Source organism: Xanthomonas sp. NCPPB 2586, assembly GCF_041475775.2.
Lineage (GTDB): Bacteria > Pseudomonadota > Gammaproteobacteria > Xanthomonadales > Xanthomonadaceae > Xanthomonas > Xanthomonas campestris.
Window position 1 is genome coordinate 849,480 of sequence record NZ_CM192981.1, and the last position, 23,584, is coordinate 873,063.

Annotated in this window: 22 protein-coding genes; 20 read left to right on the forward strand and 2 right to left on the reverse strand. The window is 67.1% G+C overall.

The genetic code is table 11. The features are described 5' to 3' along the window. Positions 1-454 precede the first annotated feature (454 nt). The 4 genes from ACCQ09_RS03655 (at position 455) to folK (ending at position 4,808) form a co-directional block, all read left to right on the forward strand. Positions 455-2,266 (forward strand): CHASE3 domain-containing sensor histidine kinase, encoded by a 1,812-nt coding sequence (locus ACCQ09_RS03655; RefSeq protein WP_040940647.1) that lies wholly within the window; start codon positions 455-457, stop codon positions 2,264-2,266. Then, positions 2,263-2,703, forward strand: a complete 441-nt coding sequence (locus tag ACCQ09_RS03660; protein WP_011038533.1) for a response regulator — start codon at positions 2,263-2,265, stop codon at positions 2,701-2,703. The genes ACCQ09_RS03655 and ACCQ09_RS03660 overlap by 4 nt, the downstream gene beginning before the upstream one ends. 3 nt (positions 2,704-2,706) lie before the next feature. Beyond that, the gene (locus tag ACCQ09_RS03665) at positions 2,707-4,209 is read left to right on the forward strand and encodes a hybrid sensor histidine kinase/response regulator (RefSeq protein ID WP_011038532.1); all 1,503 of its coding nucleotides are present in this window, start codon (positions 2,707-2,709) and stop codon (positions 4,207-4,209) included. 92 nt (positions 4,210-4,301) lie between these two features. Then, a complete protein-coding gene (gene folK, locus ACCQ09_RS03670) occupies positions 4,302-4,808 on the forward strand; it encodes a 2-amino-4-hydroxy-6-hydroxymethyldihydropteridine diphosphokinase (protein WP_040942234.1) in 507 nt (168 codons plus the stop codon). A gap of 6 nt (positions 4,809-4,814) precedes the next feature. On the opposite strand, the gene ACCQ09_RS03675 is transcribed toward folK, so the two are convergent. Further along, positions 4,815-5,552, reverse strand: a complete 738-nt coding sequence (locus ACCQ09_RS03675; protein ID WP_040940648.1) for a pteridine reductase — start codon at positions 5,550-5,552, stop codon at positions 4,815-4,817. On the opposite strand from ACCQ09_RS03675, the gene ACCQ09_RS03680 reads away from it, so the two are divergent. Further along, positions 5,551-6,804: a class I SAM-dependent methyltransferase gene (locus ACCQ09_RS03680; RefSeq protein WP_197708525.1), complete on the forward strand. Its 1,254-nt coding sequence runs from the start codon at positions 5,551-5,553 to the stop codon at positions 6,802-6,804. The genes ACCQ09_RS03675 and ACCQ09_RS03680 overlap by 2 nt on opposite strands. Beyond that, positions 6,792-7,205 carry a VanZ family protein gene (locus tag ACCQ09_RS03685; RefSeq protein ID WP_040940650.1) on the forward strand — a complete coding sequence of 138 codons (414 nt, stop codon included), beginning with the start codon at positions 6,792-6,794 and terminating at the stop codon, positions 7,203-7,205. Before ACCQ09_RS03680 ends, ACCQ09_RS03685 begins: the two co-directional genes overlap by 13 nt. Positions 7,206-7,249: 44 nt before the next feature. Here the strand turns inward: ACCQ09_RS03685 and ACCQ09_RS03690 are convergent, their stop codons facing one another. Next, positions 7,250-8,110 carry a 2OG-Fe(II) oxygenase gene (locus ACCQ09_RS03690; RefSeq protein WP_040940651.1) on the reverse strand — a complete coding sequence of 287 codons (861 nt, stop codon included), beginning with the start codon at positions 8,108-8,110 and terminating at the stop codon, positions 7,250-7,252. A gap of 186 nt (positions 8,111-8,296) precedes the next feature. Here ACCQ09_RS03690 and ACCQ09_RS03695 point away from each other — a divergent pair, with 186 nt between their 5' ends. From ACCQ09_RS03695 to gspN, 14 genes are all read left to right on the forward strand, one after another. Then, positions 8,297-9,781: a beta-helix domain-containing protein gene (locus ACCQ09_RS03695; RefSeq protein ID WP_040940652.1), complete on the forward strand. Its 1,485-nt coding sequence runs from the start codon at positions 8,297-8,299 to the stop codon at positions 9,779-9,781. Between the two features lie 79 nt (positions 9,782-9,860). After that, positions 9,861-12,515 (forward strand): TonB-dependent receptor domain-containing protein, encoded by a 2,655-nt coding sequence (locus ACCQ09_RS03700; RefSeq protein ID WP_011038525.1) that lies wholly within the window; start codon positions 9,861-9,863, stop codon positions 12,513-12,515. Between the two features lie 158 nt (positions 12,516-12,673). Then, positions 12,674-13,486: a type II secretion system protein N gene (locus tag ACCQ09_RS03705; protein WP_016944398.1), complete on the forward strand. Its 813-nt coding sequence runs from the start codon at positions 12,674-12,676 to the stop codon at positions 13,484-13,486. Continuing rightward, positions 13,483-15,555, forward strand: a complete 2,073-nt coding sequence (gene gspD / locus ACCQ09_RS03710) for a type II secretion system secretin GspD (protein ID WP_011038523.1) — start codon at positions 13,483-13,485, stop codon at positions 15,553-15,555. Before ACCQ09_RS03705 ends, gspD begins: the two co-directional genes overlap by 4 nt. Positions 15,556-15,559: 4 nt before the next feature. Beyond that, a complete protein-coding gene (gspE, locus tag ACCQ09_RS03715) occupies positions 15,560-17,059 on the forward strand; it encodes a type II secretion system ATPase GspE (protein ID WP_011038522.1) in 1,500 nt (499 codons plus the stop codon). After that, positions 17,046-18,242 (forward strand): type II secretion system inner membrane protein GspF, encoded by a 1,197-nt coding sequence (gspF, locus tag ACCQ09_RS03720; protein ID WP_011038521.1) that lies wholly within the window; start codon positions 17,046-17,048, stop codon positions 18,240-18,242. Before gspE ends, gspF begins: the two co-directional genes overlap by 14 nt. Before the next feature lie 26 nt (positions 18,243-18,268). Further along, positions 18,269-18,733, forward strand: coding sequence for a type II secretion system major pseudopilin GspG (gene gspG, locus ACCQ09_RS03725; RefSeq protein WP_011038520.1), 465 nt, complete (start codon positions 18,269-18,271; stop codon positions 18,731-18,733). 60 nt (positions 18,734-18,793) lie between these two features. Further along, entirely contained in the window at positions 18,794-19,267 is a 474-nt protein-coding gene (locus ACCQ09_RS03730; protein ID WP_040940654.1) for a GspH/FimT family pseudopilin, read from the forward strand. Then, positions 19,251-19,622: a type II secretion system minor pseudopilin GspI gene (gene gspI, locus ACCQ09_RS03735; protein ID WP_040940655.1), complete on the forward strand. Its 372-nt coding sequence runs from the start codon at positions 19,251-19,253 to the stop codon at positions 19,620-19,622. The genes ACCQ09_RS03730 and gspI overlap by 17 nt, the downstream gene beginning before the upstream one ends. Further along, complete coding sequence (gene gspJ, locus ACCQ09_RS03740; RefSeq protein WP_218619778.1) at positions 19,622-20,221, forward strand: type II secretion system minor pseudopilin GspJ; 600 nt, start codon at positions 19,622-19,624, stop codon at positions 20,219-20,221. Before gspI ends, gspJ begins: the two co-directional genes overlap by 1 nt. Then, on the forward strand, positions 20,218-21,210 hold the full coding sequence (gspK, locus tag ACCQ09_RS03745) for a type II secretion system minor pseudopilin GspK (protein WP_040940656.1): 993 nt from the start codon (positions 20,218-20,220) through the stop codon (positions 21,208-21,210). The genes gspJ and gspK overlap by 4 nt, the downstream gene beginning before the upstream one ends. Continuing rightward, complete coding sequence (gspL, locus tag ACCQ09_RS03750; RefSeq protein WP_040940657.1) at positions 21,207-22,274, forward strand: type II secretion system protein GspL; 1,068 nt, start codon at positions 21,207-21,209, stop codon at positions 22,272-22,274. The genes gspK and gspL overlap by 4 nt, the downstream gene beginning before the upstream one ends. After that, positions 22,271-22,723: a type II secretion system protein M gene (locus ACCQ09_RS03755; RefSeq protein WP_040940658.1), complete on the forward strand. Its 453-nt coding sequence runs from the start codon at positions 22,271-22,273 to the stop codon at positions 22,721-22,723. Before gspL ends, ACCQ09_RS03755 begins: the two co-directional genes overlap by 4 nt. Continuing rightward, entirely contained in the window at positions 22,720-23,436 is a 717-nt protein-coding gene (gspN, locus tag ACCQ09_RS03760; protein ID WP_040940659.1) for a type II secretion system protein N, read from the forward strand. Before ACCQ09_RS03755 ends, gspN begins: the two co-directional genes overlap by 4 nt. Positions 23,437-23,584 lie beyond the last annotated feature (148 nt).

Genomic DNA, 23,584 nt, shown 5'->3' on the forward strand with positions numbered 1-23,584 from the left:
CGTGGGATGTCGAAGGCGGAGGGCGGGCCATGCCTGCTGACAGGCAGCGCACGCATCCACATTGCGTGCCGGCCTTCGCTGCCCGACGTGATGTTGCCAACACGCCATGGCGCCTGTGCTGGGTGAGGGCAGGGCGCTGGGACCGCCGCGCACACCGGTGCCCTAAAGGCAATCTGCACGCGCAACCGTGGAGCAGCGCCACGGGTGCTGGCGCCTGATCGCTCGTCAGGGCAGGTCTGGGGCGGTTGGTAGCAGGGCGTAGAGCACCTCTAATACCGCCGGTCGGCTGGGCTAGTTCTCGCGCCGTTTTCACGCGCGCTGCACTTATGATATGCCCATTCAGCTATGTCATGGACCGGCGCAGCTGAGCCTGAAGCATTCATTCCAATGCGGGTCTGATCGGGGACAATACGCCCTGCCTAGCCCACTGCCGCGAGCGGACACAGACCCCGTAATGCAAACACCGGTCCGAGAAGACGTTTGGGATCGCTGGCGCCTGCCGTTACTGGCGGTTGCCGTGTTTTTGATCGTGGTGGTGCCGTCGCTGCTGTTGCAGCAGATGGCCGCCAACGCCAATCAGGCGGCGGAGTGGGTGTCGCATAGCCAGGATGTGCAGGAGACCGCGCAGCGGTTGGAAGCGTCGATGCGCGATACCGAGTCGGCGGCGATGATGCGCTCGCACGGGGTGGATCGCCCGGTGCTGGTTGAGCGCATGCGCCAGGGCCGCACCGAGGCCATGAAGGCCATCACGCATCTGATCGCGCTGACCAAGGACAACCCTGGCCAGCAGGTGCGCATGGGGCGTATCCAGAGCACCATCGAGCGCCGCCTGTTGCTGGCCGAGCGTATCGCGGTGACACGCGCGCCGGAGCAGATCCGAGCACTGATCGAAGAGATGACGGTCAGCAACCCGATCCGCGAATTGATCGGCGATCTGCAGACCGCCGAAAGCCGGTTGCTGAGCGTGCGCAATGCGCGCGCCGAACGCGAGCGCCTGCATTACAAGGTGCTGAGCTGGGCCACGCTGGCGGTGCAGTTGTTGTTGCTGGGCACGGTGATCTGGTTGCTGCAGCGGCAGATCCGGCGCCGCCTGGCGGCCGAACAGGAATACCTGCGCGCCAGCGGCCGTGCCGGCTCGGTGCTGCAGACCGTGCGCGAACCGATCGTGTTGCTCGACGCACGCCAGCGCATCGTGCTGCACAACCCGGCGTTTGCCGAGCTATATGGCCTGGAAGAGCGCGGCAATGAATTGATGCTGCTGGACGATGTGGGTGATGGCGCCTGGCGCGATCCGCAGATCCACCAGCGCCTGGCCGACGTGTTGCTGCGCGACCGCGAGCTGTGGGATTTCGAGCATGAGCAGCGTGGCGCCGACGGCGTGCTGCGCACCATGCTGATCAACGCGCGCCGCATGCCGCTGCCCGAGGATGGCGAGGAAGAAGTGGTGCTGATGACGGTCAGCGACATCAGCCTGCAGAAGGTCTCGCAGCAGCGCATCCAGGAGCTCAACCGGCAGCTGGAAGGCAAGGTGGAGCAGGTCTCGGAGGTCAACCGCGAACTGGAGGCCTTCAGTTATTCGGTCTCGCACGATCTGCGCGCGCCGCTGCGGCACGTGGCCGGCTTCTCCGACAAGCTGGCCCGTCATCTGGGCGATGCAGCCGACGAGAAATCGCGCCACTACATGGAAGTGATCAGCAGCTCGGCGCGGCGGATGGCCTCGCTGATCGACGACCTGCTGGTGTATTCGCGCCTGGGCCGCAGCGCCTTGCGTCTGCAGGCAGTGGACATGCAATCGCTGGTGGCCGAGACGCGCGCGATCCTGGATGCCAACGTGCAGAGCGAAAACACCGGCCACCGCGTGGACTGGCACATCGCGCCGCTGCCGGTGCTGATTGCCGACGAAAACATGATGCGCCAGCTGTGGATGAACCTGATGGGCAATGCCGTCAAGTACAGCACCAAGCGCGAGGTGGCGAAGATCCAGATCGGCTACGAGCCCATGCCCGACGGTGGCCACTATTTCACCGTGCGCGACAACGGCGCCGGCTTCGACATGGACTACAGCGGCAAGCTGTTCGGCGTGTTCCAGCGGCTGCACAAGGTCAGCGAATATCCCGGCACCGGCATTGGCCTGGCCAGCGTGCGCCGCGTCCTCGCGCGCCATGGCGGCCGCGTCTGGGCCGAAGGCGTCGTGGACGAGGGCGCCACGTTCCATTTTGTCCTTCCCCCTGCGCTTGAAGCGCCCAACCAAGAGTCCACCGTATGACCGCCATCCGTACCATTCTTCTGGCAGAAGACAGCCCGGCCGACGCGGAGATGGCCGTCGACGCGCTGCGTGATGCCCGTCTGGCCAATCCCATCGTGCATGTGGAAGACGGTGTGGAAACCATGGATTACCTGTTGCGGCGCGGCGCCTTCGCCAACCGCGAGGAAGGCCTGCCGGCCGTGTTGCTGCTGGACATCAAGATGCCGCGCCTGGATGGGCTGGAAGTGCTCAAGCAGATTCGCAACGAAGAATCGCTCAAGCGCCTGCCGGTGGTGATCCTGTCGTCCTCGCGCGAAGAAAGCGACCTGGCGCGCAGCTGGGACCTGGGCGTGAATGCCTATGTGGTCAAGCCGGTGGACGTTGACCAGTTCTTCAACGCGGTCAAGACACTGGGCACCTTCTGGGCGGTGATCAATCAGGCACCGGAGCTGGACTGACCGATGCCGCATGAGGGTGGCCAGCACGAACAGTTGAAGATTCTTCTGGTGGAGGATTCACCGGAAGACGCCGAGCTGTTGTCCGATCAGCTGCTGGACGCGGGCATCGATGCCGCGTTCGAGCGCGTGGACAGCGAGCCGTCGCTGCGCGCGGCGATGGAGCGGTTTCAGCCGGATATCGTGCTGTCTGACCTGAGCATGCCTGGGTTCTCCGGTCACCAGGCCTTGCGCCTGGTGCGCCAGAGTGGCGCCACGCCCTTCATCTTCGTCTCCGGCACCATGGGTGAGGAGACTGCGGTCAAGGCGCTGCAGGACGGTGCCAACGACTACATCATCAAGCACAACCCCACCCGCTTGCCGAGCGCGGTCTTGCGCGCCATCCGCGAGGCGCGTGCGGAGATCGAGCGCCAGCGCGTGGAAAGCGAATTGATGCGTGCGCAGCGCCTGGAAAGCCTGGCGATGCTGGCGGCCGGGCTGAGTCACGACCTGCGCAATATCCTGCAGCCGCTGCTGATCGTGCCCGATCTGTTGGCCGGGCGTACCGACGACCCGCAGCTGCGCCAGCTGGCCAACGTGGTGGCCGAATGCGGCCGCCGGGGTCATGAGATGGCCGAGTCGATGCTGTCGTTCGTGCGCGGCTCCAACAAGCCGCGCGAGCAGGTGTCGGTGGCCAACCTGTTCCAGGCCGTGCAGATGCTGCTCAAGAGCAGCCTGCCCGATGGCGTGCGCCTGAAGATGGACATGGTGGTCTCCGACCTCACCATCGAAGCCAACTACACCGAGCTGCAGCAGTGCCTGCTCAACCTGGGCTTGAACGCGATCCAGGCGATGCCCGGTGGCGGTACGCTCACCTTGTCGGCCGAGCAGCACGACGGCACCCGCGTGCGCATGAGCGTGGCCGATACCGGCGTGGGCATGAGCGACGACACCCGCGCGCGCTTGTTCAGCCCGTTTTTCACCACCAAGACCGATGGCACCGGGCTGGGGCTGATTTCGTGCAAGCGCATCATCGAAAGCTACGGTGGCACGATCCTGGTCGACAGCCGCCTGGGCGAGGGCACGCGCTTTGACATGATCGTGCCGATGCGCGCGGCGGTGACGCCCACCACCGAGAGCGAGCCGCCGCTGGCGCTTGGGCACGGCCAGCGCATCCTGCTGGTGGACGGCGAAGCCACGCGGCTGTCGCTGCTGGGCAATGCGCTCTCCAGCCAGGGTTACCAGCCGCAGCTGGCCACCGATGGCGCTGCGGCGTTGCAACTGGTGCAGCAGCACGCCATGCCGGATCTGGTGATCATCGACAGCGACATCATCCTGCTGTCGGCGGTGAGCGTGCTGTTGAGCATGCAGGAACTGGGCTACCAGGGCCCGGCGATCGTACTGGAAGATGTCGGCGCGCCGCTGCAGCGTGCGCATCTTCCCCACGATATCCCGGTGCACGTGCTGCGCAAACCGCTCGAGATGCGCCGCGTGTTCCGCGCCGTGGCGCACGCACTCGAAGTGGCCTGAGCCGCGTTGCGCACGGCGGCGTGCGCAACGCGAATAGCTGGCATGCGCGCAAGACGGTTGACGCTGACGCCGCCCGCATGCGCGAATATCGCATGACCACCGTGCTCCTCAGCCTGGGCAGTAACGTCCAGCCAACCCATTACCTGCGTCTGGCCGTCGAGGCCTTGCGCGTACGTTTTGGCCCGATCGACGTCTCGCCGGCGTATCGCACCGCGGCAGTTGGTTTCGATGGCCCGGACTTCGTCAACAACGGCGTGCAACTGCAGACCGATTGGGAGCTGCAGGCGCTGGACGACTGGTTGCATGCGCTGGAAGACCGCCACGGCCGTGATCGCAGCGGGCCGCGTTTCAGCGACCGCACGCTGGATGTGGACGTGGTGTTTTTCGGCGACCGCATCGTGGAAGGGCCGGGCCACCTGCGCGTGCCACGGCCCGAGCTCAAGCATGCGTTCGTGCTCAAGCCACTGGCTGACATTGCGCCGGCATTCGTCGACCCGCTGAGCGGCAAGACCCTGGCGGCGTTGTGGCAGGCGCATCCGCAATACGGCAGCGCGTTCACCACGGTGGAACTGGACAACGCGGTGGCATTGCCGCAGTAACCGCGCTCAGCTGAGCCGGCGGCCGCCATCCACGCGCAAGGTGTGGCCGGTGATGAAGCTGGCATCGTCCAGCAACCAGCGCACGGCCTCGGCCACTTCTTCGGGCGTGCCGATGCGCGCCAGCGGCGTGCGCGCGAGCAGCGCCTGCTTGGCGGCGTCGGCCTTGCCGTCTTCCGGCCACAGGATCGCGCCCGGTGCGACGGCATTGACGCGGACCTGCGGCGCCAGCTCCAGCGCCAGCGAACGGGTCAGCATTTCCAGCGCGCTCTTGGAGGCGCCATACAGCGGGTGCTGGCGCATGGGTTGTTCGGCATGCAGATCGGTGAGGTTGACGATGGCGCCGTGGTGCGCGCGCAACTGCGCCGCAGCGGCCTGTGCAATGAAGAACGGAGCGCGTGCGTTCACCGCGAACAACTCGTCCCATTGCGCCGGCGTGGCCTCGCCCAGCACGGTGGGATAAAACGCGCTGGCATTGTTGACCACCGCGTCCAGGCGGCCGAATGCAGCCATACAGGCGTCCACCAGCTGGGCCGGTGCCTCGAGCGTGCGCAGGTCGGCCTGCAGTGCACAGGCGCTGCCCGCGCGCTGGGCGCACAGCGCTTCCACGCGCGCGGCCAATGCATCGCCGGAGCGGTGCGCGTGCAGGGCCACGCGGTAGCCCGCGCCGTGCAGGGTGGTGGCGATCTGCGCGCCGATGCGGCGGGCGGCACCGGTGATCAGGACCACCTTGGAACTGTCTGTCATGGCGTACTCGCTCGGCGTTGCGAAAGGCTCGGCTATCCTGTGCATTGTCTCCGCAACCGGTGCCCGCATGCACGCCGACCTTCCCGTTCCTGATCAGGACGCACTGGCCCACAGCGATCAACTGGTCGCGCATTTGCGCGCCGAAATCACCGCCGCCGGTGGCGCGATTCCGTTTTCGCGTTTCATGGAGCTGGCGTTGTACGCGCCGGGCCTGGGCTACTACAGCGCCGGCGCGAGCAAGTTCGGCGAGAGCGGCGACTTCGTCACCGCGCCGGAGTTGGGCCCGTTGTTTGCCGCCACCGTGTCCGGTGCGCTGGCGCCGGTGCTGCAGCAACTCGGGCCGCAGGCACGTGTGCTGGAGGTCGGTGGCGGCAGCGGCGCGTTTGCCGAGGTCACGCTCAAGCGCCTGCTCGAACTGGATGCCTTGCCCGAGCGCTACGCCATCCTGGAGCCCAGCGCCGATCTACGCGAGCGCCAGCGCGAACGATTGGGACGCAGCCTGATCCCGCCGGTGTTCGACCTGGTGGAGTGGCTGGATGGCCCGTTCCCGGACGATTGGGACGGCGTGCTGTTCGCCAACGAAGTCATCGACGCATTGCCCACGCCGCGTTTCACCCTGCGCGATGGCGAGGTGTATGAAGAAACCGTGGTGCTGGATGCGCAGCAACACTTCGCGCGTGGCGAGCAGCCGGCCGATGCGCTGCTGGGCGCGGCGGTGCGGCATCTGGAGCGTTACCTGGAGCAACCGTTTGCCGATGGTTACCGTTCGGAGTTGCTGCCGCAGTTGCCGTACTGGATCCAGGCCGTGGCCGGTGGCTTGAAGCGTGGCGCGATGCTGTTTGTCGACTACGGTTATCCGCGTGGCGAGTTCTACCGTGCGCAGCGCGAAGACGGCACCTTGCGCGCGTTCTATCGCCATCGCATGCACACCGATCTGTACCGCTGGCCGGGCCTGCAGGACCTCACCGCATCGGTGGATTTCACCGCGCTGGCCGAAGCCGGCACCGGCGCCGGTTTCGAATTGGCGGGCTACTGCACGCAGGCCAACTTCCTGCTTGGCAACGGGCTGGATGCGTTGCTGACCCAAGCCGATGCGCGCACTGACGAGGTCGGCCGCATGCGCCTGCGTCAGCAGGTCAAACAGCTCACCTTGCCCAGCGAGATGGGCGAACGTTTCCAGGTGATGGGCTTTGCACGGGACGTGGATTTTGCGCCGGCGTTTCTGGCGGGCGACCTGACGTGGCGGTTATGACGCAGGCGTTGCGGCCGTTTCGGCGGCCAGCGCTGTGGGTGGGGCTGTGGGTTCTGGCGATCCTGGTGGTGATCGGCGTGTGCCTGGGGCCGCCGCCGGAGTTCCCGGAGCTGCCGTCCAACAGCGACAAGGCCGAGCATTTTTTGACTTTCGCGTTGCTGTGCTGGGGCGCGGTGCAGTTGTTCGCCACACGGCGTGCGCTGGTGTTCGCCGCGCTAGGCTTGGTGTTGCTCGGCATCGGGATCGAGATTGCACAGGGCGCGCTCACCACCAATCGCAGCGCCGATCCGTACGACGCGTTGGCCGACACCTTGGGCATCCTGGCCGGCCTGTGCCTGGCGTGGACGCCGCTGCGCCTGGTGATGCTGCGCATCGACCAGCGCGTGTTCGGTAGCCGCTAACACCGCCACGAAAGCCCACGCATGCCGGCACGCTGCAGCACCGATCAGGTCGGTGCGTGCAGCGGCCGCTCACGCAGCCATTTGGTGGCCACCCATTTTTCGCCGGCCAGCACCGGTGCGCCGGCGTGCAGGGTGCGTGTCATCGGATGTGGGCGGTCGTAGCTGAAAAACACCGCATTGCCTTTCACTGCGGCTACGTCCAGATGCACATCGGGAAAGCGCGTGGCGCCGCCGCGTTCGGGCGTGTTGAGGTACATCACCAGCGAGGCGACGCGTTGCCCGCCGTGCTGCAACAGCACTGGCGTGCCGGGGGCATCCGGTTCGAAGTAATCGTAATGCGGCGCGTACTGCGCACCGGTGGCATAGCGCAGTACCTGCAGTCCTTCGCCGTGCTCCACCGGCCATTCCAGCAGCCGCGCAATGCGCGCTTCGATGCGTTGACATAACGCATCCTGGCCCGGTTGCAGGGCCATGCTGTGGCTGGTGCGCGCGGCATGCACGATCTCGCTGCCGTCGCGGTTGTCCACGGTGCGCGAGCGCGCCAGCTGCGGGCGTGCCAGTGCGATCAATGCATCGCATTCGTCATCGGCGAGCAGGCCGCCCAGCACCACCACGCGCGGCAGCATCAGGCTGACCAGTACCTGCACCTGGCGATCGCCCAGATCCAGTAGCGACGACGCGTCGGCCTGCAGCGGTGCGGGCACGCGCACCGGCACCGGCAGGCCGTGCGCCTGCGCGTGTGCCTGTACATGCGTGCGTACCAGCGCTTCCACCGCATCGATGGCGTCCTGCTCGCTCCAGCCCGCTTCCAGCAGCGGTTGCAGCGTGTGCTCGGGCGGTTGTCCGGCGATGGCCTGGGCAATGATCCAGTCGCCCAAATCGGCGGGAATGGAGGTGTTTGTCATCCAGCTACAGTGCATGCCGACATGTGGCAGCTGTGTGTCAGCGTGTGTCGCGTAAGACAAATGCAACACACGCCCTCTATAAAAGTGACGGGGATCTTGAACGTGCTCGCCACTGCAGTGAGCGGAACGCAACCATTCTTGACGACTCCTCTTCATACCGGACCCTTTGACCTGGAGATCAGCCGCATGTCCGTTCGCAATAGCAGTAAAACCCTTCTCATGACCTTCGGCACCGCGCTGGCGTTGTCCGCCTGCGGTGGCGGTGCCGACCGTGTTGCTTCGCCGGGCGAAGGCGCATTTCCGCCCGCACCGGCACCGGCACCGACCCCGGCGCCCACGCCCGCACCAACGCCGGCTCCGACACCGACGCCGGCGCCGACCGGCCCGGCTGCAGATTGCCCCACCGGTTTTTCCAACGTCGGCACCATCGCCAACAACACGCTGCGCGCCTGCCAGTTGCCGGAAACCGTCAGCGGCAACCTGGTGGTGCCTGCGCGCGCCGGCACGGCGTATTCGATCAGCGGCCGCGTCAATGTCGGCACCGACCGTGGCGGTAACGCCACCGCGCCGGCCGCCGGAAGCGTGCAGGGCGTGCTGACCATCGAGCCGGGCGTGACCTTGTACGGCTCGTCGGGTAGCGACTACATCGTGGTCAACCGCGGCTCGCAGATCTTTGCCGAAGGCAGCGCCACCGCACCGATCGTGTTCACCGCACGCCAGGCGCTGGAAGGCCAGGTCAGTGCCAACACCATCGGTCTGTGGGGCGGCATCGTGGTGTTGGGTCGCGCAGCGATCAACAACTGCCCGGCCGCCACGGTGTCCGGTACGCCGGAATGCCAGACACAGGTGGAAGGCACCAACGCGTTCTACGGCGGCAATAACGCCACCGACAACAGCGGCACGCTGCGCTACCTGCGCGTGATGTATTCGGGCTTTGAAATCTCGCCCAACAACGAGCTGCAGGGCATCACCATGGCCGGCGTGGGCAGCGGCACGCGGATGGATTACGTGCAGATCCACAACAGCTCCGACGACGGCATCGAGTGGTTCGGTGGCACGGTCAACGGTAGCCACGTGGTCATCACCGGCGCCGACGACGATGCACTGGATACCGATGCCGGCTGGAGCGGTGCATTGCAGTTCGGCATCGTGGTGCAGCGCGCCGGCGGCGGCGACCGCATGAACGAGTGGAGCAGCCTGCGTCGGCAGCCGTATTCGCGCCCGAAGGTGGCCAACTTCACCTACGTGGGCAATGCCCGTGCCGGTGCGGCGATCATGCTCAACCAGGGCACCCAGGCGGCGTTCTACAACTCGGTGTTCACCCGTCCTGCCGGCGGCACCGGCGATGGCCTGGTGTGCTTGAACATGGCCGATGCCGATACCGCCGGCGTGTTCCAGTCGGTGTTCTTTGCCTGCCCGACCGCCTTCGGCAGCGATGCGCGTGCAGCGACCTCGTTCGCGGCCGGCACCAACAACGTGGCCAACGGTGTGTCCACCTTGCAGAACACCTTCATCAACGGCGCCAACGAGTCTGCAGTGCCGGCGTTCCAGGGCCTGACCGGGGTGAGCAGCTTCTTCCAGCAGGTCAATTACATCGGTGGCGTGCGTGATGCCAACGACACCTGGTGGCAGGGCTGGACCTGCGGCCTGACCGCCGACCGCCCCTGCTGAGGCCGGGCAGTGCGGAGCGGCATCTGGCCGCTCCGCGCTGCATCCACGCCTTCATTCTTCTGTTGCCAGGGCTCCCACGATGCGAACCTTCGCTGTTGCCCGTCTTTCGCGGACGGGCTTGTCTCTTTCCATTTCCGCTTTGCTCGCCTCCGGTGCAGCAATGGCGCAGTCCACCACCACCGATGCCGCCGGCGGCACCAGCAGCTCCAGTGCTGCCGCCATTGCGCCCAAGCAGCTCGACCAGGTCGTGGTGCGCGGTGAATACATTCCCGAACCGATGCTGCAGACCTCCGAAGTGGCGTCGTTCGTCACCCGCGAGGACATGGAGCGCACCGGCGACAGCAGTGCCGCAGTCGCGCTGACGCGTGTCACCGGCCTGAGCCTGTCGCGCGGTAAATATGTCTATGTGCGCGGCCTGGGCGAGCGCTATTCCTCGGCGCTGTTCAACGGTTCGCCATTGCCCAGCCCCGAGCCGATGCAGCGCGTGGTACCGCTGGATCTGTTTCCCAGCGACGTGCTGCAGAGCGTGACCGTGCAGAAGACCTATTCGGCCGATTATCCCGGCGAATTCGGCGGTGGCGTGATCGATCTGCAATCGATGGCGGTGCCGGAAAAACCGTTCTTTTCGCTCACCGTCGGTGGCGGCGCCAACAGTGTCAGTACTGGCGAGAAGGGCCTGACCTACTACGGCTCCGGCGATGACGAGTGGGGCTTCGACGATGGCGCGCGCAAGCAACCGGGCGCACTGCGTGATGCCATCGCCACCGGCCGGCGCGTGGACCTGGGCAGCTTCTCGCGCGAGGACATCCGCCGCATTGGCCGCAGCATGAACAACGCCAACCTGTATGTGCTGCAGGAGAAGGACAGCATCGATCCGGACGTCAATGTCGGCGCCAGCGCCGGCTACAGCATGGACATTGGCGAGGCCAAGCTGGGCATCCTGGCCGTGGCCAGTTACGACAACGAATGGCGCACGCGCACCGGCAAGCAGCAGGACGGCATCTTCACCGGCGACACGGTGGAGTTCAATTCCAACTACGACTTCGCCACCACCCGCAACAACGTGCGCAGTAACGGCATGCTGGGCCTGGGCTGGGAATACGGCCGCCACACCATCGGCTGGACCACCTTGTACGTGCACGACACCTTGAAGGTGGCGCGCAGCCGTGCCGGCCGCGATGAACTGGCCGGCTTCGATGTGCGCGACGACAACACCGAGTGGTACGCGCGCCAGCTGATCAACAACCAGCTGCGCGGCACGCATGCGTTTGGCGAGTACGACGATCTGAAGATCGAATGGCGTGCAGCGCTGGCCAACGCCAGCCGCGATGTGCCGTACGAAACCGGCATCCGTTACGAACTGCTGGACGGCTACTGGGCGCACGATGCCTCGCGCGTGCAGAACTACACGCGTTTCAGCAAGGTCGACGATAAAGTGGCCAGCGGCGGCGTGGACGTGACCTGGCGCCTGCCGATCGAGCACGACCTCACCGTCAAGGGTGGCCTTGCGTATCTGGACAACGACCGCACTGCGTGGAATCGCGAGTTCCGCTTCCTGGCGCTGGACGGCCCGCTGCCGTTCTACAACCAGTACCAGCGCGTGGACTACCTGATCTCCGACTACAACCTCAGCAACGATTTCCTGCGCCTGCGCGAGACCACCGGCAGCTTCGGTGCGGCCGCCTACGACGCCACGCTCAAGGTCAAGGCCGCCTACCTGCAGATGGAAGGCGAGATCGTGCCGACCCTGCGTGCCACGGTGGGCCTGCGCTATGAAGACGCCACCCAGGCGGTGCATCCGTACGACATCTTCAGCGGCACGCGCCAGGACAGCGTGGCACCGTTGGAGAACAGCTACGCGCTGCCCTCGGCCACGGTGACCTGGAATTTTGCCGAAAACCAGCAGCTGCGCTTCGGTGCGTCCAAGACCATCGCGCGGCCGCAGTTCCGCGAGATGGCGCCGCAGCAGTATCTGGACCCGGACATCGACCGCCAGTTCTTCGGTAACCCGTTCCTGGTCGACAGCGAACTGGTCAATCTGGATGCGCGCTACGAGTGGTTCTTCGAACCGGGCGAGTACGTCACCGCTGGCCTGTTCTACAAGCAGATCGACAAGCCGATCGAAGCCATCGTCAATGACGCGCCCGGCGGCGGCATCGTGCAGAGCTTCATCAATGCACCGGAAGCCACCTTGTACGGCATCGAGCTGGAAGCCAAGAAGTATCTGGACCTGCCGATCGCCGCCAACTGGTGGGGCGACAACCGCATGTTCGTCTCGGGCAACTACACGCGTACCAAGTCCGAGGTAAGCGCCAGCGACGGCGACACGGTGCAGCCGTTCGGGTTTGCCGCACCGGTGCAGGCGACCTTGTTCGTACGCGATGGCAGCACGCTGCAGGGGCAATCCGACGACATCGCCAACCTGCAGATCGGTGTGGAGAGCGAAAGCACTAACAGCCAGGCCACGTTGATTGCCAACTACGTGGGCGAGCGGATTTCCGCACGCGGCCGCCCGGGCCAACCCGACTACATCGACAAGCCGGGCACGCAGCTGGATCTGGTGATCAAGAAGGGGCTGGTGTGGTCGGGCAACAAGCTCTCGCTGAACTTTGCCGCGCGCAATCTGCTCAAAACCAAGTACCAGGAATATCAATCGCGCGGCGGCAACCGCGTGGACCTGTACGAGTACCAGCCGGGCATTACCTATGACATCAGTGTGACAGCGCGCTTCTGATCTGCGCCATGTGCCGATGAACGCAAACGCCCGCCCTGCCTCGCACGGCGGGCGTTTTGCATTGGCGTGTTGGCCGTGTGTGGCAATGCGTGTCATCACTTTCTTCGAACTGACACAATTCCGCCGCATTCTGTCATCCGACCGCAATCCTGAGACGGATGTCCGCTTTGCAGCGCGTTTCGCCCTCGTTGAATGACCTGATGTCGGCGCGCGCCGTGCGCACTGCCGCTGTCTGTGTGTTGCTCGTGCTGCTTGCCGTGCAGGGCGTGCGCCTGGTGTGGCTGCTGGTGACGCCGCTGGGCCCGCTGGGCACCGCACAAGGCGCAACCACCGCTGCACCCTTGCCTGCATTGCAGCGCGACGTGTTTTTTCGTGCGCCCGCCGACAGCGGCGACCTCGGCCTGGTGCTGCATGGCGTGCGCGTTGGCGGTGCGGACTCAGCGGCGTACCTGAGTACCGGCGATGGCCGGCAGGGCGCGTATCGCATTGGCGATGCGGTTGGCCCGGGGCTGACGCTGCAGGCGATTGCAACCGACCACGTGATGGTGCGTGCAGGCAGTGCACTGCGCCGGCTGCCGTTGATCGAACACGCTGCGGCGAGCGCGGCAATAACGGCACCATTGCCGGCGAGTGGCGCTCCCGCAGCAGCCGCGGCGGTGGCGTCCAATGTCGGCGCGCGTACGGCAGCGGCCGGCACCACGGCGGTCGACCCGCAACAGCTGCTGCGCACCACCGGCTTGCGTGCCAACGCCGATGGCGGCGGCTTCACGGTGATGCCGCGCGGCGATGATGCGCTGTTGCGTCAGGCCGGCCTGGCGCCTGGCGATGTGCTCACCCAACTCAATGGCCGCACGCTCGACGCCGAACACCTGCACGAGCTGCAGGACGAACTGCGCGATGGCCAGACCGCCACGCTGACCTACCGCCGTGACGGCCAGACCCACACCATGACCTTGAAGCGCCCGCAATGATCGTCGTCCGTCGCCCCTGGCTGTTGTCCGCCACCTTGTTGCTTGCGCTGCCGTCGTTGACGATGCTGCCGCTGCACGCCGCCGATGCACCGGCGGTGCGCATGCAGGATGTGGACCTGCGCGCCTTCATCCAGGATGTCTCGCGGGCCACCGGCATCACCTTCATCGTCGACACGCGCGTGCAGGGCTCGGTCAATGTGGCGCGTGCGCAGGCCATGTCCGAAGCCGACCTGCTGGGCATGCTGCTGGCGGTGCTGCGTGCGAATGGCTTGATTGCTGTGTCCAGCGGGCCATCGACCTACCGCATCATCCCCGACGACACCGCCGCGCAGCAGCCCGGCAGCGCGGCCAGCGGCAATCTCGGCTTCGCCACCCAGGTGTTCACGCTGCAGCGCGTGGATGCGCGCAGTGCGGCAGAGATCCTCAAGCCGCTGGTGGGGCGCGGCGGGGTGATCATGGCGATGCCGCAGGGCAATAGCCTGTTGATCGCCGACTACGCCGACAACCTGCGCCGCATCCGTGGCCTGGTGGCGCAGATCGACACCGACCGCGCCGCCATCGACACGGTGACGCTGCGCAACAGCTCGGCGCAGGAACTGGCGCGGACGCTCACCACGCTGTTTGGCCAGGCCGGCGAGCGCAGCGCGGTGTTGTCGGTGTTGCCGGTGGAGAGCAGCAATTCGTTGATCGTGCGTGGCGACCCGGCATTGGTGCAGCGCGTGGTACGCACCGCACTGGATCTGGATGGGCGGGCCGAGCGCCGTGGCGATGTCAGCGTGGTGCGCCTGCAGCACGCCAGCGCCGAACAACTGCTGCCGGTGTTGCAGCAACTGGTTGGGCAAACCCCGGGTAACGAGGCGGAGCCAGGGCAAGAGACGCGCCCCACCGCCGTGGATGTGGCCGCGAGTGCTGGCGCTGCGCAGGCGCAGGTGATTGCACCGGCCGCCGGCAAGCGCCCGGTGATCGTGCGCTACCCCGGTTCCAATGCCCTGATCATCAATGCCGACCCGGAAACCCAGCGCGCCTTGATGGACGTGATCCGCCAGCTCGACGTGCACCGCGAGCAGGTGCTGGTGGAAGCGATCGTGGTGGAGATTTCCGACACCGCCGCCAAGCGTCTGGGCGTGCAGCTGCTGCTGGCCGGGCGCAATGGCACCGTGCCGTTGCTGGCCACGCAGTACAGCGGCGCGGCGCCGGGCATCGTGCCCCTGGCCGCTGCGGCCGCCGGCACGCGCAGCAATAACGGGGAAGACGATTCGGTACTGGAGCAGGCGCGCAACGTGGCCGCGCAATCGCTGCTCGGATTGAGCGGCGGGCTGATCGGCCTGGCCGGGCAAAGCAACGATGCGGTGTTCGGCATGATCATCGATGCAGTCAAGAGCGACACCGGCTCCAACCTGTTGTCCACGCCGTCGATCATGACCCTGGACAACGAGCAGGCACGCATCCTGGTGGGCCAGGAAGTGCCCATTACCACCGGCGAAGTGCTGGGCGCGGCCAATGACAATCCGTTCCGCACCATCCAGCGCCAGGATGTGGGCGTTGAGCTGGAGGTACGCCCGCAGATCAACACCGCCGGTGGCATCACGCTGGCGATCAAGCAGGAAGTCTCGGCCATTGCCGGGCCGGTGAGCACGCAGTCCTCCGAGCTGGTGTTCAACAAGCGCCAGATCGAAACCCGCGTGGTGGTGGAGAACGGTGCCATCGTCGCGCTGGGCGGCTTGCTGGATCAGAACGACCGGCAGACCGTGGAGAAGGTTCCGCTGCTGGGCGACGTGCCCGGGTTGGGCGCGTTGTTCCGGCACAAGTCGCGTAACCGCGACAAGACCAACCTGATGGTCTTCATCCGCCCCACCATCATCCGCGACGCCGCCGATGCGCAGCGCATGACCGCGCCACGCTACAACTACCTGCGCGACCGGCAGCTGGCCGATGGCGACCCGGAAGCGGCCCTGGATGCGTTGGTGCGCGACTACCTGCGTGCACAGCCGCCACAGCTGCCGGCGTCCGCGCCCACCGCGCCTGCGCCGCAGGCGCCGGCACCCACCGCCGCGCCGCGCACGCGCTGACAGCATGTCGACCACCACTCCCACGGCCACGCTGTCGTACGCGTTTGCCAAGCGCCACGGCGTGGTGCTGCTCGGCGGCGATAACGCCGCGCAGGCGCAGGTCGGCCTGCGCGCCGGTGGCGACGTGCAGGCCTTGATCGAAGTGCGCCGCGTGCTTGGCGTGCCGTTGCAGGTGCGCACGTTGGCACCGGCGGTGTTCGACCGGCACGTGTCGGAAATCTATGCCGATGCCGGGCTGGAGCAGGGCATGCCGGTGGAAGCGCTGGACCTGCACGGCAGCCTGGATTCGCTGATCGAAGATATCCCCACCGCCGATCTGCTCGACAGCCAGGACGATGCGCCGATCATCCGCCTGATCAACGGCATCATCGCCGAGGCCGCACGCCTGGGTGCGTCCGACGTGCATCTGGAATCGTACGAGTCGCGCCTGCGCGTGCGCTTGCGCGTGGACGGGGTGATGCGCGAAGCGGCGACCTTGCCGGGGCGGATCGCGCCGTTGCTGGTCTCGCGCGTCAAGGTGATGGCGCGCCTGGATATCGCAGAGAAACGCATCCCTCAAGATGGCCGGGTGTCATTGGCCATGGGCGCCAAGGCGCTGGATGTGCGCGTTTCCACTCTGCCCACCCGTGGCAGCGAACGCGTGGTGCTGCGTATCCTGGACAAGGAGCAGGGCACCTTGTCGCTGACCCAGTTGGGCATGCCCGCCGGTGTGATGGGCGCAGTGCAACGCGCGCTGCAGGTGCCCAACGGCATCGTGCTGGTGACCGGGCCCACCGGCTCGGGCAAGACCACCACGCTGTATGCCGGGCTGAGCCTGCTCAACGACGGTTCGCGCAACATCCTCACTATTGAAGACCCGGTGGAATACGCCATCGACGGCGTTGGCCAGACCCAGGTCAATGCGCGCGTGGGCATGACCTTTGCCGCCGGCCTGCGTGCAATCCTGCGCCAGGACCCGGACGTGGTGATGATCGGCGAGATCCGCGATACCGAAACTGCGCAGATCGCCGTGCAGGCCAGCCTCACCGGCCACCTGGTGCTGTCCACCGTGCACACCAACGATGCGGTGGGCGCGGTCACGCGCCTGCGCGACATGGGCATCGAACCATTCCTGCTGGCCTCCAGCCTGCGCCTGATCCTGGCGCAGCGGCTAGTGCGCCGGCTGTGCACGCACTGCCGCACGCCACGGCCGCTGGATGCGGCAACCACGCAGATGCTGGGCACATCTACCGATGCGGTGATCTACAGCGCCGCCGGCTGTGCGGCCTGTCACCACAGTGGCTATGCTGGGCGCTTGGGGATCTACGAAGCCATCACCGTCGACGACACCGTGCGCCGGCTGATCGGCGACAACGCCGACGAAGACGCATTGGCCGCCGCGGCCTTCGTACGTGCGCCGCGCCTGGGCGACGCCGCGCGCGCGGCCGTGCTGCAAGGCGTGACCACGCTGGAAGAAGCCTTGCGCGTCACCCGTCAGCAGGACGAGGCGCATGGCGAAGTTTGACTACACCGTGCTGGATCTGCACGGCCGCAATCGCCACGGCGTGATCAGCGCCGACAGCGTGCGCAGTGCGCGCAGCTTGCTGGAGCAGCGCCAATGGGTGCCATTGCGGGTGGAGCCGGCAGCGGCTACCACGCCGATGCGCGCGGCGCGCTTCAGCGGCAAGGACCTGGTGTTGTTCACCCGCCAGCTCGCCACCCTGGTGGACACCGCACCGCTGGAAGAAGCGCTGCGTACCATCGGCACCCAGTCCGAGCGCCGCGGCGTGCGCGCGGTGACCGGCCAGACGCATGCATTGGTGGTCGAAGGCTTCCGCCTGTCCGATGCGATGGCGCGCCAGGGCACTGCCTTCCCGCCGCTGTACCGCGCGATGGTGGCGGCCGGCGAAAGCGCCGGGGCCTTGCCGCAGGTGCTCGAGCGCCTGGCCGACCTGCTCGAGCGCCAGGCGCAGGTGCGCAGCAAGCTGCAATCCGCACTGGTGTACCCGGCAGCGTTGGCAATGACCGCCGGCGTGGTGGTCATCGTGCTGATGACCTTTGTGGTGCCCAAGGTGGTGGACCAGTTCGATTCGATGGGCCGCGCACTGCCGTGGCTCACCCGCGCGGTCATCGCGCTCTCGCAGTTTCTGCTGCATGCCGGCATTCCACTGCTGGTGGCTGGCGTGATCGCTGCGGTGGTGGCCGTGCAGGTGCGCAAGCGCCCGCCGGTGCGGCTGGCGATCGACCGGGCAATCCTGCGCGCGCCGCTGCTGGGGCGCTTGCTGCGCGACCTGCATGCCGCACGCATGGCGCGCACCCTGGCGATCATGGTCAACAGCGGCCTGCCGTTGATGGAAGGGCTGATGATCGCCGCGCGCACCGTGGATAACCATGCGCTGCGCCTGGCCACCGACAGCATGGTCACCGCCATCCGCGAAGGCGGCAGCCTGGGCGCGGCGATGAAGCGCGCGGGCGTGTTTCCACCCACCTTGTTGTACATGGCCTCCAGCGGCGAAAACAGCGGGCGCCTGGCGCCGATGCTGGAACGTGCCGCCGACTATCTGGAGCGCGAATTCGAGTCGTTCACCACTGCGGCGATGAGCCTGCTGGAGCCGCTGATCATCGTGCTGCTGGGCGGCGTAGTGGCAGTGATCGTGTTGTCCATCCTGTTGCCCATTTTGCAATTCAACACCTTGGCACTCGGCTGATGGCAGCCGCGTATTCGGAGAGTCTCATGTCGCGTATGTCGTTTCGCCGCGTTTCCCCGTGCACCGCCTCGCGCCGTGCGGCGCGCGGGTTCACCCTGGTCGAGTTGATGGTGGTCATCGTCATCATCGGCTTGCTGGCCACGGTGGTGATGATCAACGTGATGCCCAGCCAGGACCGCGCCATGGTGGAAAAGGCGCGCGCCGATGTCGCCGTGCTGGAGCAGGCGCTGGAAACCTATCGCCTGGACAACCTCACCTATCCCAGCACCGAGCAGGGCCTGCAGGCCTTGTTGAGCGCGCCCGGCGGCCTGAGCCGGCCGGAACGCTACCGCCAGGGCGGCTACATCCGCCGGCTGCCGGAAGACCCGTGGGGTCACGCCTACCAGTACCGCCGTCCCGGGCGCAGCGGCGGCTTCGATGTGTATTCGTTCGGCGCCGATGGTGCCGAAGGCGGCGATGCCGACAACGCCGATATCGGCAACTGGCGCTGAGTCGCAGGGATGGCCGCGCGCGCGCTAGCATCGAGTGGCTCCCATGCGCCGCAAACGCGCATGCGCGCCGCGCTGCCGTGCGCGCGCAATGCGCCGGGCTTCACCCTGCTCGAAGTACTGGCCGTGCTGGTGATCACCGCGCTGGCCAGCACCGTGGTGCTGCTGACCCTGCCCGACACGCAGCGCACGTTGCCCGACCAGGCCGATGCGCTGGCCACCGCGCTGTCGCATGCGCGCGATGAGGCCATCCTGAGCCTGCGCATGACCGAGGTGGTGCTCAGCGCCGGGGGCTATGCCTTCCGCCGCCAGGCACGTGAGCGCTGGGTGGCACTGGACCAGGTGCCGTTTACGCCCGTGCAGTGGCCGGAAGGGGTGCGCACGCAGCTGCCGGAGGGTGTAACGCAGGTGAGCGTGCGTTTCGACCCGACTGGCGCCGCCACGCCGCAGCGCCTGGCGTTGGGGCAGGGCCAGCAACGCGTGCAGGTGGTAGTGGATGCAGTGGGCACGGTGCGGGTCGATGCAGCGGCGCGCTGACACCCAGGCAGGGTTCTCGCTGCTGGAACTGCTGGTCGCGTTGGCGATCTTCGGCATGGCGGTGGTAGGGCTGTTGAATCTGTCCGGCGAGAGCACGCGCACCGCGGTGATTCTGGAAGAGCGCGCGCTCGCGGCCGTGGTAGCGGAAAATCAGGCGATTGAAGCACTGCTCGCACCGGCGGCCGTTGCCGCGGCACCTGCCGCAGGGCAGGAATCGGCCGGTGCACGCGGCTGGGACTGGAAGCGCACGGCAACACCGGCCGGGCAGGGCATGGTGCGCATCGCCATCAGCGTGCACGCAGCCGGGCAGGCGCAGGAACTGGCCAGCCTGCAGGTCGTGCGGAGTACCGAGTGATGCGCCTGCGCCGCGCCGCTGGTTTCACCTTGATCGAACTGCTGGTGGCGTTGGCGGTGTTTGCGTTGGTGGCTGCCGCGGCGGTGGGGGTATTGCGGCAAAGCATCGAGCAGCGCGCTGCGGTGCAGGCGCGGCTGCAGCAGCTGCGCGATTTCCAGATTGCGCACGGCTTGCTACGCAGTGATCTGCAACAGGCTGCGGTGCGGCGCACCCGTGGCAGTGATGGCGTGCCTGCGCGGACTGCCCTTGTCGCCACACCACCCGGTGCACAAGGCCCCTTGCTGGCGTTCGTGCGACGCGGCTGGAGTAATCCGGACCAGGCGCCGCGTGCATCGCTGCAGTACGTGGAATACCGGCTGGTGGAGGACCGGCTCGAGCGCAGCGCACGTCCAGCGCTGGACGGTGCAGTGACCGGCGCACCGCAGGTGCTGCTGCGTGGCGTGCGTGCGGCCACCGTGGGGTTTCATTACCGCGCGCAATGGAGCGATGGCTGGAGCGGTGGTGTGGCGGCGCTGCCGGATGCGGTGGCACTGGAGCTGGAAATGCAGGACTGGGGCCGCGTGCGGCAATTGTTCCTGGTGCCGGAGGGGCGCGAATGAGCAGGCGTGGGGGTGCCCGCCGGCAGCGCGGCGTGGCCTTGCTCACCGTGTTGCTGCTGGTGGCGGTGATGACCGTGCTGATGGTTGCGGTGCTGGACGACTTGCGCTTTGGCTTGCGCCGCAGCGGGAACGGCGAGGCCATGACGCAGGCGCAGTGGTACGCGCTGGGCAGCGAAGCATTTGCCCGTCAGCGTCTGCAGACCCTGTCCAGGCGCGACCCGCTGCGCACCACGCTGGACGGCGGGTGGGATGACCAACCGCTCAGCTTTCCGCTGGAGGGCGGCAGCGTGCAACTGCGCCTGCGCGACCGCGGCAGCTGCTTCAACCTCAACAGCGTGGTGTTCGGCGCGGCCGAGCAATGGCAACGCAGCGAAGAAGGCGTGCGCCAGTACGTGGTCTTGTTGCGCACGCTCGGCATCGCGCCTGCGCAGGCCGATGCGCTGGCCGACGCCTTGGTGGACTGGATCGACAGCGACCAGCAACCCGGCGCACAGGGCGCAGAGGACGCCGCATATCTGCAGTCTGCGCTGCCGCTGCGCACCGGCGACACCTTGCTGGCAGGTGTGAGCGAACTGCGCGCCATTGCTGGCTATACCCCCGCATTGCTGGCGCGCCTGCAGCCGCATGTGTGCGCGCTGCCGAGTGGGCGCCTGTCGCAGGTGAACATCAACACGCTGCGCGCCACCGATGCGGCCGTGCTGGTGGCCATCGCCGAAGGCACGCTAGACCTGGGCGCGGCGCGCCGCCTCATTGCTGCGCGCCCGGCCGGCGGGTGGCGCGACGTGCAGGCGTTCTTCCGCCAGCCGGCATTGCTGCAGGTCACCGTGCCCGATGCGATGTACGAACAGATCGTGCTGCGCACCGAATATTTTTCGCTCTACAGCCAGGTCGACTACGCGGGTGCCGAGGTCATGCTGGAAGCGTTGCTACAACAAGCGCCAGCCGGGCGGATCCGCCTGGTGGCGCGTCAATGGAGTTCCGATCAATGAGTACCACCTTGCTGTTGCTGCCGGCCGATGCAGGCACAGCCGCCACCGCCGTGCATGTGGATGCGCAGGGGCATGTGCGCGTCCATGCCGCCGGCGCTGCGCCGCTCACACCCGCGGCGCGCACGGTGCTGGTGGTGCCGGGCACGCAGGTGCACTTGCGCTGGCTGGCCCTGCCCGGGCGCAGCCCGGCACAATCGTTGGCGGCCGCGCGCCTGCAACTGGCCGAGCATCTGGCCAGCGATGTCAGCACGCTGCATGTGGTGATTGCGGCCAACGCGCAGGCCGATGGCACGCGCCTGGTGGCCGCAGTGGAGCAGGCAACCCTGCAACAGTGGCTGGAACGTGCCGCGCAGCACGGCATCGTGCCCGATAGCGTGGTGCCGGAGTGTCTGCTGCTGCCCACGGTGGACGCCGATGCGCCACCGACGGTTGTGCAGTGGGACGGGCGTTGGCTGGTGCGTGGCGCACGCCTGGCCTGCAGCCTGGAGCCGGAGACCGCGCAGCTGGTGCTCGACGCACAGGGCCATCCGTCGCCGCTTCCGCCTCTGGATGATCCAGCGCAGGTCATTGCCGTCTTCGCTCGCCATGTGGCGCAGGCACCGATCGAATTGCGGCAGCATGCCTTCGCACGCGCCACGCCGCAGCGGCGCGGGCTGACGCCGCGCAGGCTCGCATGGCTTGGCGTGTTGCTGCTGATCTCGCCGCTGCTGTTGCTGGGTGCGCAGGCACTGCGTTATGAGATCGGCGCGCAGCTGTTGCAGCGCCGCGCTGTGGCGGTGCAGGGCGTGCAAGCCACCGGCGCAACGCCGGTGTCGGCCGATGCGTTCGCAGCGCAGCTCGCCGCGGTGATCGCCGCGGTCGATAGCGTGCCCGGCGCCGAGCTCGACACCCTTGCGTATCAGCAAGCGCAGCCAGTGCGCGCAACGCTGGTGCATGACGATGACGCGCAATTGCAGCAATTGCTGGCACGCTTGCGCAGCGCCGGCTGGCAGGTGCGCCCGGCCAGCAGCCAGGCGGTCGAGACCAGGCTGCAGACCCCCTTGGAATTGGAGCCACCCCGATGACCGCCTTGCGACACCGCAGCCATCGTTGGTGGCAACAGCGCGCACCGCGCGAGCGGGTGATGCTGGCCGTGATGGGCGCGGCAATCGCTGCCTTCATCGCGTGGTACGCCATCCTCGTGCCGCTGCGGCAGTGGCGCAGTGCAGCGCAGGCGCGCTATGACACCGCCGCGCAAGCCCTGCTCGACGCACAGGGCCGGCAGCGCAGCGCCGCGGTGACCTTGGCGGACATCCTGCAGGCCGCGCGCGATGCCGGCGTGGCTATTGTCCCGGCGCCGCGTGCGGTGGCCGGCGCAGTCGAACTGCAGATTGATGCCGTCAACAGCCCGGCGTTATTCGCCTGGCTGGAACGCCTGCGCACCGCGCATGGCTTAGCCCCCACGCAACTGCAGATCACCCGCCACGCGCAGCAGTTGCAGGTGCGCTGTCGCTTCGAGGGCATCACGCCATGAAGCTGCTGCGCTGGTCGTTGCTGGTGCTCGGTGTACTGATCGCCATTGTCATTGCCACCTTGCCGTTGCGGTGGGTGCTGCCTGCGCAGTCGCTGCCGATCGCGGTGCTGGAGGCGCAAGGCTCGATCTGGAACGGCAGCTTGCGCGGCGTCACCTGGAAGGCGCAGCCCATCGGCGATGTGCAGGTGGCCCTGCAGCCGTGGCCGCTGGTGCGCGGCGAGCAGCGCGTGCGGCTCGCCACGTCCACGGCAGCGCTCATCGCCCTGCAAGGTGCGCGCCACGGCATCGACCAAGGCAATGGGCGCGTGCTGCTGCGCCAACCCGGTGGCATCACCTTGCTGGATCTGGCAGTGGACCTGCGGCAGGTGCAGGCCGTGTTCGACGCCACCCGCTGCGTACAGGCCGCAGGAGAGGTGACCGTGCAGATCGTGCCAACCAGCGCTGGCGAAGCGGCCGGCCTGCTGCCGCTGCGCCTGCGCGGCAGCCCGCGCTGCAATCACGCTGCGGTGGAACTTGCACTGCAGCCAGATGGCGGGATGCCCGACGGCATGCAGCTCAGCGCGGAGTTGCGCCTGCAACACGACGGCCACTGGCAATGGCGCACCCAGGTCGACCCCGGCAGCGACGCCGCCCTGCACCTCGGTCTGCAATTGCTGGGGTTTGTGCCAACGCAGGAGCGCCGCCTGCTTCGTGTTGATCAGGGCACGCTGTAACGGCGCGCCATCCACGTAGCCGGCTGCACGTTTTCTACCGATGGGATGGAGGACGGACGCGCCCTGCCAGACAGCGCGCTGGTCTGTGCAGCGGCTGAATTGGTCTGCTTCCACTCACCTTGAGTGGCCGCGAAACGCCAGCCAACGC

Bases quoted from the DNA above. Each gene is read 5' to 3' on its own strand.
- ACCQ09_RS03680 (WP_197708525.1), top strand. From the start codon at position 5,551: ATGGCGTACTCGCTCGGCGTTGCGAAAGGCTCGGCTATCCTGTGCATT.
- ACCQ09_RS03730 (WP_040940654.1), top strand. From the start codon at position 18,794: ATGCGCGCCGCGCTGCCGTGCGCGCGCAATGCGCCGGGCTTCACCCTG.
- ACCQ09_RS03705 (WP_016944398.1), top strand. From the start codon at position 12,674: ATGTCCGCTTTGCAGCGCGTTTCGCCCTCGTTGAATGACCTGATGTCG.
- gspE (WP_011038522.1), top strand. From the start codon at position 15,560: ATGTCGACCACCACTCCCACGGCCACGCTGTCGTACGCGTTTGCCAAG.
- gspF (WP_011038521.1), top strand. From the start codon at position 17,046: ATGGCGAAGTTTGACTACACCGTGCTGGATCTGCACGGCCGCAATCGC.
- ACCQ09_RS03655 (WP_040940647.1), top strand. From the start codon at position 455: ATGCAAACACCGGTCCGAGAAGACGTTTGGGATCGCTGGCGCCTGCCG.
- gspD (WP_011038523.1), top strand. From the start codon at position 13,483: ATGATCGTCGTCCGTCGCCCCTGGCTGTTGTCCGCCACCTTGTTGCTT.
- ACCQ09_RS03665 (WP_011038532.1), top strand. From the start codon at position 2,707: ATGCCGCATGAGGGTGGCCAGCACGAACAGTTGAAGATTCTTCTGGTG.
- gspL (WP_040940657.1), top strand. From the start codon at position 21,207: ATGAGTACCACCTTGCTGTTGCTGCCGGCCGATGCAGGCACAGCCGCC.
- gspG (WP_011038520.1), top strand. From the start codon at position 18,269: ATGTCGCGTATGTCGTTTCGCCGCGTTTCCCCGTGCACCGCCTCGCGC.
- ACCQ09_RS03675 (WP_040940648.1), bottom strand. From the start codon at position 5,552: ATGACAGACAGTTCCAAGGTGGTCCTGATCACCGGTGCCGCCCGCCGC.
- gspK (WP_040940656.1), top strand. From the start codon at position 20,218: ATGAGCAGGCGTGGGGGTGCCCGCCGGCAGCGCGGCGTGGCCTTGCTC.
- gspN (WP_040940659.1), top strand. From the start codon at position 22,720: ATGAAGCTGCTGCGCTGGTCGTTGCTGGTGCTCGGTGTACTGATCGCC.
- ACCQ09_RS03660 (WP_011038533.1), top strand. From the start codon at position 2,263: ATGACCGCCATCCGTACCATTCTTCTGGCAGAAGACAGCCCGGCCGAC.
- folK (WP_040942234.1), top strand. From the start codon at position 4,302: ATGACCACCGTGCTCCTCAGCCTGGGCAGTAACGTCCAGCCAACCCAT.
- ACCQ09_RS03700 (WP_011038525.1), top strand. From the start codon at position 9,861: ATGCGAACCTTCGCTGTTGCCCGTCTTTCGCGGACGGGCTTGTCTCTT.
- ACCQ09_RS03695 (WP_040940652.1), top strand. From the start codon at position 8,297: ATGTCCGTTCGCAATAGCAGTAAAACCCTTCTCATGACCTTCGGCACC.
- gspI (WP_040940655.1), top strand. From the start codon at position 19,251: ATGCAGCGGCGCGCTGACACCCAGGCAGGGTTCTCGCTGCTGGAACTG.
- gspJ (WP_218619778.1), top strand. From the start codon at position 19,622: ATGCGCCTGCGCCGCGCCGCTGGTTTCACCTTGATCGAACTGCTGGTG.
- ACCQ09_RS03755 (WP_040940658.1), top strand. From the start codon at position 22,271: ATGACCGCCTTGCGACACCGCAGCCATCGTTGGTGGCAACAGCGCGCA.
- ACCQ09_RS03690 (WP_040940651.1), bottom strand. From the start codon at position 8,110: ATGACAAACACCTCCATTCCCGCCGATTTGGGCGACTGGATCATTGCC.